Genomic DNA, 17074 nt, shown 5'->3' on the forward strand with positions numbered 1-17074 from the left:
CTTCGTCGGAGCGTTCAGCATCACGCGCTCCTCGCGGCCCAGTCTTGTGCGATCCGCCCGGATCCCGCCCCGGACCCGCGGGCGTTCACACGCCCGAAACGCGACCGGAACACGGTGATCAGGGGCGGTCGAGCAGACGGCCCACCGGCGCCTCCGCACCCGCGTCGATCCGCCGGCCGCCGACCCAGGTCCCGGCGACGGCTCCGCGCACCGTCCGTCCGTCGTAGGCCGACACCTTGTTCTTGTGCGCGAGGGCCTCGACGTCGACGCGCGACTGCGCCTCCGGATCGAACGCCACCAGATCGGCGTCGGCGCCCGCCCGCAGCAGGCCCTTCTGGCCGAGGCCCGCGAACGCCGCCGTTCCCGTCGACATCCACGCGACGACCTGCTCGAGCGGGATCCCGCGCTCGCGGGCTCCGGTCCAGACGGCGCGGAAGCTGAGCTCGAGTCCCGAGATGCCGCCCCAGGCGAGGCCGAAATCGCCGTCGTGCGCGAACTTCAGCTCCTTCGTGGCGGGGGAGTGGTCGGAGGCGATGATGTCGATCGTGCCGTCGAGCAGGCCCTTCCAGAGGAGTTCGCGGTTGCGCTCGTCCCGGATGGGCGGGCAGCACTTGTACTGCGTACCGCCGTCGGGGATCGTCTCGGCGTCGAAGGTCAGGTAGTGCGGGCAGGTCTCCGCGGTGATGCGCAGCCCCTCCGCCTTCGCCTCGCGCAGCAGCGGCAGAGCCTTCGCGGAGGAGAGGTGCAGGATGTGCGCGCGCCCGCCGGTCTCGCGGACCGCCTCGATCACATGCAGGATCGCGCTGCTCTCGGAGGCGTCCGGGCGGGAGGCGACGAACGCGTCGTAGGAGGTGCCTCCGTCGTTCGTGTGCGCGTCCAGCTCGTCCGGGTCCTCGGCGTGCACGATCAGCAGTCCGTCGAACGCGGCGATCTCGTGCATCGCCTCGAAGAGCTGATCGGTCGAGAGGTGCGGGAACTCGTCCACTCCGCTGGGCGACAGGAAGGACTTGAAGCCGAAGACGCCGGCGTCGTGCAGCTCGCGGAGGGTGCCGAGGTTGCCGGGGACCGCCCCGCCCCAGAAGCCCACGTCGACCAGCGCCTGCGGACCGGCGGCGGCGCGCTTGGCCTCGAGGCCGGCGACGGTGGTCGTCGGCGGGATCGAGTTGAGCGGCATGTCCAGGATCGTGGTGACGCCCCCGGCGGCGGCGGCGCGGGTGGCGGAGGCGAACCCCTCCCACTCGGTGCGGCCCGGCTCGTTGACGTGCACGTGCGTATCGACGATCCCCGGGATCAGCACCTGCCCGGCGGGCAGCTCGACGACCTCCCGCGCCTCCCAGGGCGCGTCGATCGCGCTGACCGCGACGATCAGCCCCTCGGCCACGGCCACGCTGGCGGGCTGGAACCCGTGCTCCGTCAGAACGGCGGAGGAGCGGATCACGAGGTCGAGGGAGGGGGAGTCCGAAGGCATGGATCGACCTTATACTCGGCATGTTTCGTGCGGACGAGCCCTCCCGGCCGACCCCGCGCCACGGCAGCGCCGCCTCCCACCCGCTGCCCGAGGAGGCCGCCATGCTCGAGCTCGCCGTCCCGATCCTGCAGCGCGTCGACGCGGGTGAGCGGCTCGCGGTGGTGACCGTCACGCACGTGTTCGGCTCGGCTCCGCGCGCCCTCGGCTCGTCGATGGCGGTCGACGGGAGCGGAGCCGCGATCGGCTCGATCTCGGGCGGCTGCGTCGAGGCGCAGGCGTACGCCCTCGCGCAGGAGGTGCTCGGCACGGGGTCCGCAGCGACCGAGCACTTCGGCTTCGACGACGAGGCCGCGTTCTCGGCCGGCCTCTCCTGCGGCGGGCAGTTGCGGGTCTTCGGCCACGCGATCGACGCCGGCTCCGGGGCCGTGCTCGCCGAGCTGCGGGCCGCCCGTGCCGGCCGCCCCGCCGCTCTGGCGATGATCGTCGGCGGGCCGGAGGAGCTCGTCGGCCTGGTGCTGACCGGCGCCACCCGCGCGCAGGACGTGGTCGGCCCCTCCCTCGACGAGGCCACCGTGCGCCGGATCCTCGCCGAACGCGACGCGCGGCTCCACTCCGGCCGCTCCGCCACGATCGAGATCGACTGCCGGGGCCGCGAGCTCGAGGTCGCGTTCGTCGTCAGCGCCGAGAAGCCGCGCCTGCTCGTCTTCGGCGCCGTCGACTTCTCGGCCGCCCTGTGCGCCGCGGGATCGCTGCTCGGCTACCGCGTCACCGTGTGCGACGCCCGCCCGGTGTTCGCGACGGCCGAGCGCTTCCCCGCCGCCGACGAGGTCGTCGTGGAGTGGCCCTCCGACTACCTCGCGCAGACGGCGGTGGACGAGCGGACGGTCGTCGCGGTGCTCACCCACGACGAGAAGTTCGACATCCCTTTGCTCGAGCTCGCCCTGACGCTGCCCGTCGGCTACGTGGGCGCGATGGGGTCCCGCCGGACCCACGAGCGGCGACTGGCCCTCCTCCGCGAGGCGGGGGTGGCCGAGGAGGCGCTCGCGCGGCTGCACTCGCCGATCGGCCTCGACATCGGCGCTTCGACACCGGAGGAGACCGCGGTGTCGATCCTGGCCGAGGTGCTGGCGACGCGGGCAGGTGCGTCGGGGGCGCCGCTGCGCGCCGGCGCCGGTCCGATCCACGCCGCGACCGCCTGACCGGTCCTCCGACCGCGGGAAACCGCCGCGAAACACTCCGCTGCCATGCTCGGAGGATGCAGCGCCACATCATCACCGGAGCCCACGTCGCGACCGTCGACGCCGCGGGCACCGAGCATCCGAGCGGCCACGTCGTGGTCGACGACTCGCGGATCGTCGCCGTCGGCGCCGGGGAGGCTCCCGCGTGGGCCGTCGAGGGCCGCGCGCCGACCGGGCTCCCCGCGCAGGAGGCGGTGGCGATCACCCGCATCGACGGACGCGGCCAGCTGCTGACCCCCGGCCTGATCAACACGCACCACCACCTGTACCAGTGGCTGACCCGCGGCTGGGCGCAGGACTCGATCCTCTTCGACTGGCTCGTGGCGCTCTACCCGGCCTGGTCCCGGATCGACGCGGACCTCACCCGGTCGGCCTCGCTCGGCGCGATGGGCGTGCTCGCCCGCTCCGGCTGCACGACGGTCGGCGATCACCACTACGTCTTCCCGCGCGGCTCGGGCGACATCGTCGGCGGCATCGTCGACGCGGCGTCGACCCTCGGAGTGCGGCTGCACGCGACCCGCGGGTCGATGGACCTCGGCGAGTCGCAGGGCGGGCTGCCGCCGGACTTCGCCGTCGAGACGACCGCGGCGGCGCTCGAGGCGAGCGGGGCGGCCGTCGAGCGCTACCACGACGCCTCGTTCGACTCGATGGTGCGCGTCGCGATCGCGCCGTGCTCGCCGTTCTCGGTCACTCCTGACCTGCTGCGCGAGTCGGCCGTGCTCGCCCGGCAGCTGGGCGTCCGGCTGCACACCCACGGCTCCGAGACGATCGAGGAGGACGCCTACACCCGCGAGGCGTTCGGGATGTCGCCCACCGACTACCTCGAGTCGCTCGGCTGGCTCGGCGACGACGTGTGGATGGCGCACTGCGTGCACCTCGACGACGACGCCATCGCGAAGTTCGCCGCGACCGGCACCGGAGTGGCGCACTGCCCGTCCTCGAACGGCCGACTCGCCGCGGGCATCGCCCCGGTGCCGCAGCTGCTGGCCGCCGGCGTGCCGGTCGGGCTCGGGGTCGACGGAGCCGCGTCGAACGAGTCGGGGCAGCTGGGTATCGAGATCCGCGAGGCCGTGCTGATGAACCGGCTGCGCGCGGGGGCCGATCGGATGAGCGCCCGTCAGGCGCTCTCGATCGCCACGATCGGAGGAGCGCGGGTCCTCGGCCGGCAGGACGAGATCGGCTCGATCGAGGTCGGCAAGCTCGGCGATCTCGCGCTCTGGAAGGTCGACGGGATCGAGCACGCGGGCATCGCGGACCCGGTCGCCGCCCTCGCCCTCGGCTCGCAGCCGCCGCTGTCGCTCCTGCTGGTCAACGGCCGCCCGACGGTCTCTGCGGGCCGCCTCGTGAACGCCGACGAGGACGCGATCGCCCGCGAGGTCGCCCGCGCGAGCGCGGACCTCGCAGCCCGCGTCTGACCGCGCCCGCCGCCGATCGAGCCCCGCGGGGGCTGCCCGTGCCTGCTGATCTGGCCGTGCTTGCTGATCGAGTAGCCCGCGGAGCGGGCGTATCGAGATCCCCGTCCGCCGGGAGCAGGTGGGTCTCGATACGCCGCCTGCAGCGGCTACTCGACCAGCAGAGGTGTCGTCCCGCCCGCTCCCGGAGTAGTGAGCGAGTCCTGCCCGTGCCTGCTGATCGAGTAGCCCGCGGAGCGGGCGTATCGAGATCCCCGTCCGCCGGGAGCAGGTGGGTCTCGATACGCCGCCTGCGGCGGCTACTCGACCAGCAGGGCGGTGTGCCACTAGCGGCGGCGACCCGTGCCTGCTGATCGAGTAGCCCGCGGAGCGGGCGTATCGAGATCCACGTCGTCTGGGAGCGGTGGGTCTCGCTGCGCCGCCTCCGCGGGGACGGGCTCAGCCCTGCGGGGCCTGCGCGTCCACCGTGCGGATCGGCGCCGCATCCGGGTGCAGCATCCGCCAGACGCGGTCGCGCGACACCGGCAGCGCGAACGGACGCACGCCGACCGCGTCGCGCACCGCGTTCGCGAGAGCGGGAGCCACCGGGTTGTACGGCGCCTCGCTCATCGACTTCGCCCCGAACGGCCCGAGGTCGTCCGCCGTGTCGGCGAAGAAGACCTCGGTCACGGGCACGTCCGCCATCTGCGGGATGTGGTAGTTCCGCAGGATCGCCGTCGTCACCGTGCCCTCGCCGTCGAGGATCACCTCCTCGTAGAGCGCCGAGCCGATGGCCTGCGCCGAGCCGCCCTCGACCTGGCCGCGGCACTGGTCGGGGTTCAGCACGTAGCCGGCGTCGGCCGCCTGCACGGACTGCAGGATGCGCACCTCCCCGGTGGGCACGTGAACTGCGACGCGGAAGCCGTGCACGTTGAAGGCGAGCGAGCGCTTCGCTCCGTCCTCGGTGCCGGTCGCGGTGACCGGACCGCCGGCGGCGCGCACCAGCTCGTCGAAAGTGACGCGCGTGCCGTCGGGCGCGAGGAGCCCGGAGTCGTCGGGCTCGAAGTCGTCGTGCCCCGTGATCCGCTTGGCGAGCGAGCGCAGGTCGGCGAGCAGCCGCACGGCGGCCGAGTAGACGGCCTTGCCCGCCACCACCGTGCCCGCGCTCCCGAAGGCGCCGGTGTCGTAGCGCGCGGCGGCCGTGTCCGACTGCCGGATCCGCACGCGATCGGCCGAGGCGCCGAACGCGCTCGCGACGAGCTGGGTGTGCACCGTCGTCGTGCCGTTGCCGAACTCGGACGTGCCGACGCCGACCGTCAGGATCCCGTCGGCGTCGACGGTGACCGTCGCCTCCGAGAAGTGGCCGCGCGGAGGGATCGTCGCGATCATCGCGACGGCCATCCCCTCGCCGACTCGCCAGTCCTCACCCTTGGGCGCTGCGACGCCGTTCCCGCGCGCGAGCGCCTGCTCGGTCAGATCCAGGCACTGGTCGAGCCCGTACGAGGCGAAGCCGATGTCGTCGCCCTCGACGTGCGTCACGACGAGCGGATCGCCGGGGCGCACCGCGTTGATCCGCCGCAGCTCGAACGGGTCGATCCCGAGCTCGCGCGCGAGCTCGTCCATCGCGGATTCGATGCCGAAGATCACCTGCCCCAGGCCGTAGCCGCGGAAGGCGCCCGACGGGATGTTGTTCGTGTAGACGGCCTGCGCGTCCACCCGCTTGCTCGGCGCGTTGTACACGGCGACCGACTCCGAGGTGCCGTGGAACATCACTCCGGGACCGTGGTTGCCGTAGGCGCCGGTGTCGGAGAGCACGTCGACGCTCAGGGCGGTCAGCAGGCCGTCGCGTCGCGCGCCGAGGCGCACGCCGACCCGCATGGGGTGCCGGCACGGCGCCATGGTGAACTCGTCGGAGCGGGTGAACTCGAACTGCACCGGGCGCCCGGTCGCGAGGACCGCGAGGGCGACGACGTCCTCCGTGAGGATCTCCTGCTTGCCGCCGAAGCCCCCGCCGACGCGCGCCGTGAAGACCCGGACGCTGGAGGGATCGCGGTCGAACAGGCGCGCGATCTCGTCGCGGACGAGGAACGGGACCTGCGTCGAGGTGCGAAGCACCAGCTCGTCGCCCTCGAGCCAGCCGATGGTGCCGTGCGTCTCGAGCGCGGTGTGCGCGACGCGGGACGTCGTCCAGGTGCCGCCGACGACGACGTCCGCCTCGGCGAAGCCCGCCTCGACGTCGCCGTACTCGCCGTGCAGCTCCGCGACGACGTTCGACTCCGGCTTCGCGATGCGCGAGTTGATCGGGACCTTCTCGCCGTGCAGGAGGGGCGCCCCGGGTGCGCGGGCCTCCTCCGGATCGAAGACCGCCGGCAGCACCTCGTACTCGACCTCGATCGCGCGGCAGGCGATCTCGGCCTGCGCGACCGACTCGGCGACGACCACGGCCACCCGCTGCCCGCGGAACCGCACGACGGTGTCGAGCATCCGGGTGTCGTCGGGATCGTCGAGCCGCGACTCGTGCCGGGCGGTGGAGTAGAGCATGTCGGGCACGTCGTCGGCGGTCAGCACGGCGACGACGCCGGGCAGCTTCCGGGCGGCGCGGGTGTCCATCGACACGATCCGCGCGTGGGCGTGCGGGCTCTGCAGGACCTTCAGGTGCAGCAGCCCCGGGACGGCGACGTCGAGCGTGTACGGCTCCTGCCCCGAGACGATGCGCCGGCCCGCGGGGGCGCCGAGCGAGCGGCCGACCCGCGACTCGTCGGCGGTGGGCCGGCCGGTGCGGCGCACGGGGGTGAGCCCGGTCGGATGCTCGTGATCGCAGCTCGCGATCGCTTCGCCGATCGCCCGGTACCCCGTGCAGCGGCAGAGGTTGCCCTTCATCAGTCGCGGCACGTCGACGGGGTCGGCGCCCTGGATGGCGGTGGCCGTGACGACCATGCCCGCGGTGCAGAAGCCGCACTGGAACGCGCCGGAGTCGACGAACGCCTGCTGCACCGGGCCCGGCTCCTCCGGGGTGCCCAGCCCCGCGGCGGTCGTGACCGAGCGCCCCTCGACGCGGTGCGCGGGGTAGAGGCAGGAGTGGAAGGGGGTCCCGTCGACGAGCACCGAGCACGCGCCGCAGTCGCCGGCGTCGCAGCCCTTCTTCACCTCGAAGTGCTCGTGGTCGCGCAGCAGGGTCCGCAGGACCTGACCGGGGCGCGGCGTCGCGTCGATCTGCTCGCCGTTCACGGTGAATCTCATGCGACGCCTCCGTCGGGCTCGGTGCGGGCGAGCTCCTCGCGGATCTCCTCCGCGAGGACGCCGACGACCGCGTGCCGCCAGTCCGCGGCTCCGTGCGGGTCGGTGAACCAGGTGCCGATCCCGTCGATGGCCGCAGCCAGCTCGGAGGCGGACGGCGTCCGGGGGAAGCGCAGCACCTCGGGCCGGATCGTCGCGGCCGTCACCGCGAGCACGAACGCGCCGTCGCGGTCGAGCCGGCCGATGACGACCGCTCCGGAGCGGCCCAGCGGCGACAGCGCGATCTTGCGGTAGGCGGTACGGGCGTCCAGAGCGTGCGCCGGGAAATCGATCGATCGGATCACGTCGCCGTGCTCGAGCAGCGTCGTCATGTTCCCGGTGACGAGCTCAGCCACCGGCACGAGGTCGTCGGAGCCGTCGGCCCGCCAGACGAGCGCACGGGCGTCGAGCGCGGCCGCGAGGCTGATCATGGGCCCGGCCGGCAGTGCGTTCGCGATGTTGCCGCCGACGGTCGCGACGTTCCAGATCTTGAACGAGCCGAGCAGCGCCGTGCAGCACTGGAAGAAGAGGCGGTGCGCGGCGCGGCCCGTGTCCGGAATCGCCGCGAGCTCGGCGAAGGTGCACGTCGCGGCGACCGAGAGGCCGTCCGCGCTCGAGCGCAGCGGCTCCCAGCCGAAGCCCTGCAGGTCGAGCAGCTCGTCGAGGTGGTCGTGGGGGAGCGAGAAGACCCAGGAGCCGCCTCCGATGACCGCCGTGCGCGGCCCCATCGCGGCCAGCTCGCCGCGCTCGCGCACCACGCGCACGCGCTGGATCGTGCTGAGGTCCATGCTCCGCCTCTCGCCGGTGCCCGCGGGGTGCGCGCTCCTCCAGTGAACAGCACGCGTGTGACACCCGTGTTACCCGCGCTCGGCGCTCCACCGGCGTCCGGAGCCGCACCCTGGCGGATCCGCCAGAGGCTCAGCCCAGCGACGCCACCCACTCGGAGCTGCCGTCGACGAACGACTGCTCCTTCCAGATCGGCACGGACGCCTTGATGTCGTCGACGAGCGCCGCGCAGGCCTCGAAGGCGGCGGCCCGGTGCGCCGAGGCGACCGCGCAGGCGAGCGCGAGATCGCCGACGACCAGGTCGCCGACCCGGTGCACGGCGGCCACGCGCACCTCGGGGAAGCGCTCGGCGATCCGGCGGGCGGAGTCGGCCAGTGCGGCAGGCGCGTCCGGGTGCGCCTCGTAGGCCAGCCGGAGCACTCCGCGGCCCTCGTCGTGATCGCGCACGACGCCCGCGAAGGTCACGACCGCGCCGTGGGCGGGGGAGTCGACCGCCTGCTCGCACTCGTCGACCGTGATCGCCTCGCGGGCGATGCGGGCGAGGGCGACGCCGTCATCGGACATGGTCGCCGCCTCCCAGCTGGTCGAGGAGGTGGCCGATCACCGGGTCGAGGACGTCGATGCCGTCCCGGACGCCGCCCGGCGAGCCGGGCAGGTTCACCACGACGCTGCGACCGGCGACCCCCGCGGTCCCGCGGCTCAGCACCGCGGTCGGCACCTTGGCCGCTCCGCGGGCGCGGATCGCCTCGGCGAGGCCCGGCAGGGTCCGCTCGAGCAGCGGTGCGGTCTGCTCCGGAGTCACGTCGCTCGGCGCCACGCCGGTGCCTCCCGTCGTCACGATCACGTCGGCACCGGAGGTGAGCGCGTCGCCGATCGCCTCGCCCACCGCGTCCCCGTCGGCCACCACGACCACCTCGCCGCTCCAGCCGCGGCTCTCGAACCAGGCCAGCAGCGCCGGGCCCGTGCGGTCCTCGTACACACCGGACGCGGCGCGGGTGGAGGCCACGACCGCGACGGCGCGGCGTGTCACTCCCTGCTCCACGATCCGCTCCTCCCGCCGTCCTTCGCCAGCACCTGGATGCCGGTGATGACGGCGCCGCGGTCGACGGCCTTGATCATGTCGTAGACGGTCAGCGCCGCGACGCTGACGGCGGTGAGCGCCTCCATCTCGATACCGGTGCGCCCGCTCGTGCGCACCCGCGCCTCGATCCGCACCCGGTCCTCGAGCGTCTCGAGATCGATGTCGACCCCGTCGAGCGCGAGCGGGTGGCAGAGCGGGATCAGGGTCGAGGTGGCCTTGGCCCCCATGATCCCGGCGATGCGGGCGACCCCGAGCGCCTCGCCCTTGGGCAGCTCGCCCTGCTCCAGCAGTCGCACCACCTCGGGGGTCGTGACGACGACGCCCTCGGCGACGGCGGTGCGCGAGGTGACGTCCTTCGCTCCGACGTCGACCATGTGCACGGCCCCGTCGCCTCGGACGTGGGTCAGGTTCTCAGTCATCGATCCTCCAGATCTCGACCGTGTCGCCGGTCGCGGCGTGCTCGGTCCCGACCGGGACGTGGATGAGGACGTTCGAGCGCGCGTAGGACGCGAGCAGGTGGGAGCTCGGCCCGCCGACGGGGTGCACGAGGCCCTCGTCGTCGAGGGCTCCCCGCCGGAACTGGTGCAGGTGGGCGGGCGAGTCGAGCGCGGTGCCGAGCCGGGCCCGGAGCCGCGGCCGCTCGGCCGGCGAGCGGCCCGCCAGCGAGCGGAGGACCGGGCGCAGGAACACCTCGAACGAGACGAGGGCGCTCACCGGGTTGCCCGGGAGCGAGACGATCGGCAGGTGCGCGTCCGGCGACACCGCGACCAGGCCCAGGCCCTGCGGGCCGCCCGGCTGCATGGCGACGTGCCCGAACTCGGACCCCGCGGGACCGAGAGCGTCGCGCACCACCTCGTAGGCGCCGGCACTCACTCCGCCGACCGTGATCGCCACGTCGGCGTCGCCCGCCCGCGAGCGGAGGATCGCCAGCAGGTCCTCGGCGCGGTCGCTGTCGCAGGGCGCCACGACGGGCAGCGCGCCCGCCTCGCGGACCGCCTCGGCGAGCAGCGCGCCGTTCGCGTCGTAGATCTGGGCGGCCTCGAGCTCGGTCCCCGCGGGGCGGATCTCGTTGCCGGTCGGCACGATCAGCACCCGGATCCGGGGCAGCACCTCGACCTCGACGAGACCGAGCGAGGCGAGCAGACCGTAGTGCGCGGCGCGGAGCACGGTGCCGGCCGCCAGCGCGACGGAGCCCGCCGCGGAGTCGCTGCCCCGCGCGCGCACGAAGGTCGTCGGAGTGACGGGGGCCGCGAACGCGACGCGGGCGCCGGTCGCCGACGCGTCGGGGAAGCGCGGCGGGTCGACCCGCTCGATCGGCACGACGGCGTCGGCACCGACCGGGAGGGGCGAGCCGGTCATGATCGGCACGGCGGTGCCGGGGGAGTGCCGCGGCGCGCTCTCGCCGGCGGGGACCGGCGCGGCGACCGGCAGCACGACCGGAGCGTCGGCGGACGCCTCGTCCAGGTCCGCCGCCCGCACGGCGTAGCCGTCCATCTGCGAGTTGTCGAAGCGGGGGAGGTCCAGCGGCGAGTGCACGGTGCGGGCGAGGACGCGCCGATCGTAGGCACCCGGATCCGCCGCCACACTCCTCGGATCGAGCGACAGGGCCTCGCGGGCACCGCGCGTAGCGAGCGGGGCCAGCAGAGCGCGCACCCGGGCAGCGTGGATGTCGATCGAGGTCATCGGGTCCTCTCGGCGGGTCCCCCACGAGGGGTGGTCGGGTTCCCTATCTTGCCGGGTCGCACACGGTTCCGCCGCGTAGTCTGGCCGGATGAGCACCGTACTCGGAATGCCCGGCATCCGACCTCGCCAGCGGGGGGCGGAGCTCCCGGCCGACCGGCCCGAGACCCCGCTGCTCGTGGACACCCACGGACGTGCGGCCGACGACCTGCGCATCTCGTTGACCGACAAGTGCAACCTGCGCTGCACCTACTGCATGCCGGCCGAGGGACTCCCGTTCCTCCCTCCCGCCGCCCTGCTGACCCGCGACGAGATCGTGCGGCTGGCGCGCATCGCGGTGGAGCAGTTCGGCGTGCGGCAGATCCGCTTCACCGGAGGCGAGCCGCTGCTGCGCAAGGACCTGGTCGAGATCATCCGCGGCGTCGCGGCCCTCGAGCCCCGGCCCGAGATCTCGCTGACCACCAACGCCATCGGCCTCTCCGGCCGGGCGACGGCGCTCGCCGAGGCGGGCCTGGACCGCGTGAACGTCTCGCTCGACTCCATCTGCGCCGAGACCTTCGCGAAGGTGACCCGCCGCCCGTTCCTCGACCGCGTGCTCGCCGGCATCGACGCCCTGGCCCCCGCGGGCCTCGCGCAGACCAAGATCAACGCGGTGCTCCTCCCGGGGATCAACGACCACGAGGCGCCCGAGCTGCTCGCCTGGGCGCTCGCCGGAGGCCACCAGCTGCGCTTCATCGAGCAGATGGCCCTCGACGCCGACCACGGGTGGGACCGCGAGACGATGATCACGGCGGCGCGGATCCGCGAGCTGCTCTCGGAGCGGTTCGTGCTGAGCCCGCACGCGGCCCCCCGCGACGGCGCGCCCGCCGAGCTGTTCGACGTGCGCGATCGCGAGGGCGGTCCGCTCCTGGGTCAGGTCGGCATCATCGCGTCCGTGACGGAGGCGTTCTGCGCCGACTGCCGCCGCACCCGCCTGACCGCCGAGGGCGGCGTGCGCAGCTGCCTCTTCTCGAACGAGGAGACCGACCTGCTCGGCCCGATGCGCGCCGGCGTCGACGACCACCACGTGGCCCAGCTCTGGCGCGGCGCGATGTGGGCGAAGCCCGCCGGGCACGAGATGAACCGCATCGGGTTCGTGCAGCCCGAGCGCACGATGAGCGCGATCGGCGGATGAGCGTGCGGGTCCGCTACTTCGCCGCGGCGAAGGCCGCGCTCGGGCGAGCCTCGGACGAGTTCGACGAGCTGCCCGACGTCGCAGCACTCGAGGCGCGTCTCGTCGAGGACTCGCCGGAGTCCGCCGCGGTGCTCGGCCGGTGCAGCTACCTGGTCGACGGAGTGTCGACGACCGACCGCGCGACTCCGCTGGCCGCGGGTTCCTCGGTCGACGTGCTGCCGCCCTTCGCGGGCGGCTGAGCCTCAGACCCGCAGCGCCGCGGCCCCGCCGACCAGCGAGTCGGCGCTGATGCCGACGGCCGCCGCCCGGTCGGCCGCGATCCGCGAGCGCACTCCCGACGCGCAGTGCAGCACGAGCGGGCCGGCGGGCAGCAGCGCCGGATCGAAGCCCGACATCGGCATCCGCACGGCACCGGGCACCGACACGGAACGGTCCTCCGAGTCCTCGCGCAGGTCGACGACCGTGAGCGGCTCGTGCGCCGCCAGCCGGGCGCGGAGCTCGTCGGCGGTGACCGCCCCGGCGACTCCGCGGGGTCGCGGCGGCTCCGGCGCCCGCCGCTCGAGCGGAAGCTCCGTCCACGACCCGTCGAGCGCGTCGTGCACCACGATCCGTCCGAACAGCGGAGTGCCGACACCCGTCACCAGCTTCACGACCTCGCTCGCCATGGCGGAGCCGATCGTCGCGCAGAGCGAGCCGAGCACGCCCACCGTCGCGCAGCTGTCGGCGGCGTCCTCGGCCTCCGGATGCAGAGCGCGCAGCGTCACTCCGCCGCCGGGAGCGTGGGACCAGAACGTGGAGAGCTGGCCGTCGAAGCCGAGCGCCGAGCCCCAGACGTGCGGCACTCCCGCGCGCGTCGTCGCGTCGGAGGCGAGGTAGCGGGAGCCGAACGTGTCGAAGCCATCGACGACGACGTCCCAGCCTGCGACGAGCGCTTCGGCGTTGGCCGCGGTGAACGCGACCGGGTAGGCGCGGGCGTCGATCCCGGGCGAGAGCCGCCGCGCGGTCGCGACCGCCGACTCCGCCTTCGAGAGGCCGACCGAGGAGTCGTCGTGGGCGGTCTGCCGCGACAGGTTGGACGGTTCGACCACATCGGCGTCGACGACGCCGAGCCGCCCGACTCCTGCCGCGGCGAGCGCCGTGATCACCGGCGAGCCGATGCCGCCTGCGCCGAGCACGAGCACCGCCGCGTTCCGCAGGCGCCGCTGCCCGAGCTCCCCGATCGGGGAGAGCCGGATCTGCCGGGCGAAGCGCTCCTGTTCTGCGGCGGTGAGCGGGGGCCCGGGTTCGACCGGGAGCGTCACGGGGGAGAGCGGAGGAGTCACCTCCCCAGTGTGCACGCCGCGCGGCGGCGAACGCCCGCCTCCGCGGATCGGCGCTGGTCGTCCAGTACCGTGGGGAGAGTTTTCCGACAGGAGCGAGGCCGGCGGGTGCATCTGAAGAGCCTGACCCTCAAGGGGTTCAAGTCCTTCGCTCAGCCGACCACGTTCGCCTTCGAGCCGGGCGTCACGTGCGTCGTCGGTCCGAACGGCTCGGGCAAGAGCAACGTCGTCGACGCGCTCGCCTGGGTGATGGGGGAGCAGGGCGCGAAGACGCTCCGCGGCGGCAAGATGGAGGACGTCATCTTCGCCGGGACGTCCACCCGCGGTCCGCTCGGCCGGGCCGAGGTCGCGCTCACCATCGACAACACCGACGGCGCCCTGCCGATCGAGTACACCGAGGTGACGATCACCCGGACGCTCTTCCGCAACGGCGGCAGCGAGTACGCGATCAACGGGCGCTCGTGCCGCTTGCTCGACGTGCAGGAGCTGCTGAGCGACTCCGGTCTGGGCCGGGAGATGCACGTCATCGTCGGCCAGGGGCAGCTCGACGCCGTGCTGCACGCGACCCCGGAGGAGCGGCGCGGCTTCATCGAGGAGGCCGCCGGGATCCTCAAGCACCGCCGCCGCAAGGAGAAGACGCTCCGCAAGCTCGAGGCGATGCAGACGAACCTCACGCGTCTGTCGGACCTCGCGGGCGAGATCCGGCGGCAGCTGAAGCCGCTCGGCCGCCAGGCCGAGGTCGCCCGGCAGGCGCAGACCATCGCGGCGGTCGTGCGCGACGCCCGCGCGCGCCTGCTCGCCGACGACGTCGTGACCCTCCGCACCGCCCTCGACGGCTTCGCGCGCTCCGAGAGCGAGCGGCACGGCGAGCGCATCGTGCTGCAGGAGAAGCTCGAGCAGGCGACCCTGCGGATGGCGCGCATCGAGTCCGAGCGGGTGGGCGACGCCGTCGACGACGCGCGCCGTACGACGTTCGAGCTGGAGTCGGTGCAGGAGCGGCTGCGCAACCTGCAGGCGCTCGCTGGCCAGCGCCTGGCACTGCTCGACGCGGAGTCGGAGCAGCCGCAGGTGCAGCCCCGCGTCACCCCTCGGGACATCGCCGAGGCGCGGGAGGAGCTCGAGCGCCTGAGGCAGGGCGTGCTCGACGCCGAGGCGGCGTGGGCCGCCTCGCAGAAGGGCACCGTCCGCGCGCGGCAGGTGCTCGACGCGCTCGACGACGAGATCGCCGCGCAGTCCGCCCTCGTCTCGCGGCACGACCTCGAGATCTCGCAGCTCACCGGGAAGGCCGATTCGGCAGCGTCGCGACTCGCGGCCGTCCGGGGCGAGGTGCTCCGCGCGCAGAACACCCTCGACTCCGCCGTGCAGCGCCGGGATGCCGCGGAGCGTCAGCTCGACGCACTGGAGGACGAGATCGGCGAGGCGGGCGGCGGCACCGACGGGTCGCTCGACGAGAGCTACGAGCTGGCGCAGTCCGCGGTCTTCGAGGCCGAGGGCGAGATCGAGCGCCTGCGGGAGGAGCTGCACGCCCACGAGCGCGAGCGCGACGGTCTCGCGGCGCGCACCAGCGCCCTCTCGCTGGCCCTCGACGTCTCGGACGGCTCCTCCGAGCTGCTCGCCGCGCGCCTCGACGGCATCGAGGGCCGGGTCGCCGAGCGGATCCAGGTTCGTCCGGGCTACGAGGCCGCGGTCGCCGCCGCACTCGGCACCCTCGCCGACGCCGTCCTCGCCGGCACTTCCGAGCAGGCCGAGGCCGCGCTCGACGAGGCCGTCCGCCGCGACCTCGGGCGGGTCGAGCTGCTGGTGGGCAGCGCCTCGCGTGCGGAGCTCGAGCTGACCCTGCCCGACCCGGCGCTGCGCGCCCGCGACCTCGTCACCGGTCCGCCCGCCGTCCTCGCCCTGCTCGAGCAGGTCGTCGTCGTCGACGACCTCGCCACCGCGCGCGCGGTCTGGCCCGCCCTGGCCGGGCGCACGCATCCGGTCACGGTCGTCACGCGCGACGGAGCCGCGCTCTCGGACTTCGTCGTGAGCGGCGGCTCCGGCGGGCAGCGCAGCCGGATCGAGCTCGTCTCGGAGCGCGACGCGGCCGACTCCGCCCTGGAGGAGATCGTGGGACGCATCGACCGCCTCCGCTTCGACCTCGCCGAGCAGAGCGGCGCACTGAAGGGCGCCAAGGAGCAGTCGCGGCTCGCCCTCGCCGCCCTGCGCGAGCACGACTCCGCCCGGGCCGCGCACACCGAGCGCCTCGGCCGGGTCCGCGCGCAGCACGAGGCCGCAGTGGCCGAATTCGGCCGCGGGCAGAAGGCGCTCGCGATCGCCGCAGAGCGCGTCGGCGACGCCGAGCGCGCGGCGACCACGGCGAAGAGCGAGCTCGACACCGCGCGCTCGCGTCCGCGGCCGATCCTCGACGTGAGCGGCAGGGACGCGCTGCAGCAGGCGGTCGACGCCGCCCGCGAGCACGAGATCGAGGCGCGTCTCGCAGTCGAGACCGCCAAGGAGCGCGTGCGCGCCGAGCAGTCCCGCGGCGAGTTGCTCGAGCGTCAGCTCGCCGCCGACCGCGCCGCGGCCGACGAGGCCGCCCGCCGCGCCGTCATCCGCCGACGGCAGCACGACGCGGCGGCCGACGTGACCTCCGCGATCCCCGCGGTCCTCGCCTCCGTCGACCGCTCGGTGCAGCAGGCGCGCGCCGAGCTCGTGCAGGCCGAGGCCGCCCGCTCGCAGCAGGACGAGGAGCTGCAGGGGCTGCGCCGACAGGAGTCGGCCCTGCGCGAGCGGCTGCAGTCGGTCACCGAGACCGTGCACGGGCTCGAGCTGCAGATCTACGAGAAGCGCCTGCAGCTCTCCGGGTTGCTCGAGCGCGCCGGATCCGAGCTGGGACTCGTCGAGGACGTGCTGGTCGCCGAGTACGGTCCGCTGGTCGGCGTACCGGACGAGATGAGCGAGCAGGAGGACGCGCCGACGCGTCCCTTCGTGCGGGAGGAGCAGCGCCGCCGGCTCGAGAAGGCCGAGAAGCAGCTCGCGCAGCTCGGCCGCGTCAATCCGCTGGCCCTCGAGGAGTTCGCGGCGCTGGAGCAGCGGCACGCGTTCCTGACCGAGCAGCTCACCGACCTCACCGACACCCGCCGCGATCTGCTCCTCATCATCGAGGAGCTCGACGAGACCATGCAGACGGTCTTCGCCTCGGCCTTCGCCGACACGCAGGCGGCCTTCGCCGACGTGTTCCCGGTGCTGTTCCCCGGCGGCACGGGCAGCATCCGCCTGACGGACCCCGACAGCCTGCTCACGACCGGGATCGAGGTCGCCGTGCGCCCCGCGGGCAAGAAGATCGAGCGGCTGTCGCTGCTCTCGGGCGGCGAGCGCTCGCTCGCGGCGGTGGCGTTCATGGTCGCGATCTTCAAGTCGCGGCCGAGCCCGTTCTACATCATGGACGAGGTCGAGGCGGCCCTGGACGACGCGAACCTCGGCCGGCTGCTGTCGATCTTCCAGGACCTGCGGACCTCCAGCCAGCTCATCGTCATCACGCACCAGAAGCGCACCATGGAGATCGCCGACGCCCTCTACGGCGTCTCCATGCGCCAGGACGGGGTCTCGGCCGTCGTCGGCCAGCGCGTCGCGGCCCCCGCCGACTGACCGTCGCCCCGCGCACGACGACGCGCCAGCGGAG

General features: G+C 73.9%; 13 protein-coding genes. 5 read left to right on the forward strand and 8 right to left on the reverse strand.

The window, feature by feature from the left end:
* Window positions 1–118 precede the first annotated feature (118 nt).
* Entirely contained in the window at window positions 119–1468 is a 1350-nt protein-coding gene (gene allB, locus C1I63_RS13085) for an allantoinase AllB (protein WP_107575059.1), read from the reverse strand.
* A gap of 20 nt (window positions 1469–1488) precedes the next feature.
* Between allB and C1I63_RS13090 the strand changes: the two genes are divergently transcribed.
* Window positions 1489–2667 (forward strand): XdhC family protein, encoded by a 1179-nt coding sequence (locus C1I63_RS13090; RefSeq protein WP_244907072.1) that lies wholly within the window; start codon window positions 1489–1491, stop codon window positions 2665–2667.
* 56 nt (window positions 2668–2723) lie between these two features.
* Window positions 2724–4121, forward strand: a complete 1398-nt coding sequence (locus C1I63_RS13095; protein WP_107575061.1) for an 8-oxoguanine deaminase — start codon at window positions 2724–2726, stop codon at window positions 4119–4121.
* A gap of 435 nt (window positions 4122–4556) precedes the next feature.
* Here C1I63_RS13095 and C1I63_RS13100 read toward each other — a convergent pair whose 3' ends face one another.
* From C1I63_RS13100 to C1I63_RS13125, 6 genes are all read right to left on the reverse strand, one after another.
* On the reverse strand, window positions 4557–7337 hold the full coding sequence (locus tag C1I63_RS13100) for a molybdopterin-dependent oxidoreductase (RefSeq protein WP_107575062.1): 2781 nt from the start codon (window positions 7335–7337) through the stop codon (window positions 4557–4559).
* The gene (locus tag C1I63_RS13105; protein ID WP_107575063.1) at window positions 7334–8161 is read right to left on the reverse strand and encodes an FAD binding domain-containing protein; all 828 of its coding nucleotides are present in this window, start codon (window positions 8159–8161) and stop codon (window positions 7334–7336) included. Before C1I63_RS13105 ends, C1I63_RS13100 begins: the two co-directional genes overlap by 4 nt.
* A 130-nt stretch (window positions 8162–8291) precedes the next feature.
* The gene (locus C1I63_RS13110; RefSeq protein ID WP_055792655.1) at window positions 8292–8723 is read right to left on the reverse strand and encodes a molybdenum cofactor biosynthesis protein MoaE; all 432 of its coding nucleotides are present in this window, start codon (window positions 8721–8723) and stop codon (window positions 8292–8294) included.
* A complete protein-coding gene (locus C1I63_RS13115; protein ID WP_055793191.1) occupies window positions 8713–9189 on the reverse strand; it encodes a MogA/MoaB family molybdenum cofactor biosynthesis protein in 477 nt (158 codons plus the stop codon). Before C1I63_RS13115 ends, C1I63_RS13110 begins: the two co-directional genes overlap by 11 nt.
* Window positions 9186–9659: a cyclic pyranopterin monophosphate synthase MoaC gene (moaC, locus tag C1I63_RS13120; RefSeq protein WP_107575064.1), complete on the reverse strand. Its 474-nt coding sequence runs from the start codon at window positions 9657–9659 to the stop codon at window positions 9186–9188. Before moaC ends, C1I63_RS13115 begins: the two co-directional genes overlap by 4 nt.
* Window positions 9652–10923 carry a molybdopterin molybdotransferase MoeA gene (locus C1I63_RS13125; RefSeq protein ID WP_107575065.1) on the reverse strand — a complete coding sequence of 424 codons (1272 nt, stop codon included), beginning with the start codon at window positions 10921–10923 and terminating at the stop codon, window positions 9652–9654. The genes moaC and C1I63_RS13125 overlap by 8 nt, the downstream gene beginning before the upstream one ends.
* 88 nt (window positions 10924–11011) lie before the next feature.
* On the opposite strand from C1I63_RS13125, the gene moaA reads away from it, so the two are divergent.
* A complete protein-coding gene (gene moaA, locus C1I63_RS13130; protein WP_082481478.1) occupies window positions 11012–12094 on the forward strand; it encodes a GTP 3',8-cyclase MoaA in 1083 nt (360 codons plus the stop codon).
* Window positions 12091–12333 (forward strand): MoaD/ThiS family protein, encoded by a 243-nt coding sequence (locus C1I63_RS13135; RefSeq protein WP_107575066.1) that lies wholly within the window; start codon window positions 12091–12093, stop codon window positions 12331–12333. Before moaA ends, C1I63_RS13135 begins: the two co-directional genes overlap by 4 nt.
* A gap of 3 nt (window positions 12334–12336) precedes the next feature.
* On the opposite strand, the gene C1I63_RS13140 is transcribed toward C1I63_RS13135, so the two are convergent.
* The gene (locus C1I63_RS13140; RefSeq protein WP_243590725.1) at window positions 12337–13416 is read right to left on the reverse strand and encodes a ThiF family adenylyltransferase; all 1080 of its coding nucleotides are present in this window, start codon (window positions 13414–13416) and stop codon (window positions 12337–12339) included.
* Window positions 13417–13521: 105 nt separating this feature from the next.
* Between C1I63_RS13140 and smc the strand changes: the two genes are divergently transcribed.
* Window positions 13522–17040 carry a chromosome segregation protein SMC gene (smc, locus tag C1I63_RS13145; protein ID WP_107575068.1) on the forward strand — a complete coding sequence of 1173 codons (3519 nt, stop codon included), beginning with the start codon at window positions 13522–13524 and terminating at the stop codon, window positions 17038–17040.
* Window positions 17041–17074 lie beyond the last annotated feature (34 nt).

Source organism: Rathayibacter caricis DSM 15933 (assembly GCF_003044275.1).
GTDB classification, from domain to species: domain Bacteria; phylum Actinomycetota; class Actinomycetes; order Actinomycetales; family Microbacteriaceae; genus Rathayibacter; species Rathayibacter caricis.

Coding starts and splice junctions, on each gene's coding strand:
- allB (WP_107575059.1), bottom strand. CDS start 1,468: ATGCCTTCGGACTCCCCCTCCCTCGACCTCGTGATCCGCTCCTCCGCC.
- C1I63_RS13090 (WP_244907072.1), top strand. CDS start 1,489: ATGTTTCGTGCGGACGAGCCCTCCCGGCCGACCCCGCGCCACGGCAGC.
- C1I63_RS13100 (WP_107575062.1), bottom strand. CDS start 7,337: ATGAGATTCACCGTGAACGGCGAGCAGATCGACGCGACGCCGCGCCCC.
- C1I63_RS13110 (WP_055792655.1), bottom strand. CDS start 8,723: ATGTCCGATGACGGCGTCGCCCTCGCCCGCATCGCCCGCGAGGCGATC.
- C1I63_RS13135 (WP_107575066.1), top strand. CDS start 12,091: ATGAGCGTGCGGGTCCGCTACTTCGCCGCGGCGAAGGCCGCGCTCGGG.
- moaC (WP_107575064.1), bottom strand. CDS start 9,659: ATGACTGAGAACCTGACCCACGTCCGAGGCGACGGGGCCGTGCACATG.
- C1I63_RS13095 (WP_107575061.1), top strand. CDS start 2,724: ATGCAGCGCCACATCATCACCGGAGCCCACGTCGCGACCGTCGACGCC.
- moaA (WP_082481478.1), top strand. CDS start 11,012: ATGAGCACCGTACTCGGAATGCCCGGCATCCGACCTCGCCAGCGGGGG.
- C1I63_RS13125 (WP_107575065.1), bottom strand. CDS start 10,923: ATGACCTCGATCGACATCCACGCTGCCCGGGTGCGCGCTCTGCTGGCC.
- C1I63_RS13105 (WP_107575063.1), bottom strand. CDS start 8,161: ATGGACCTCAGCACGATCCAGCGCGTGCGCGTGGTGCGCGAGCGCGGC.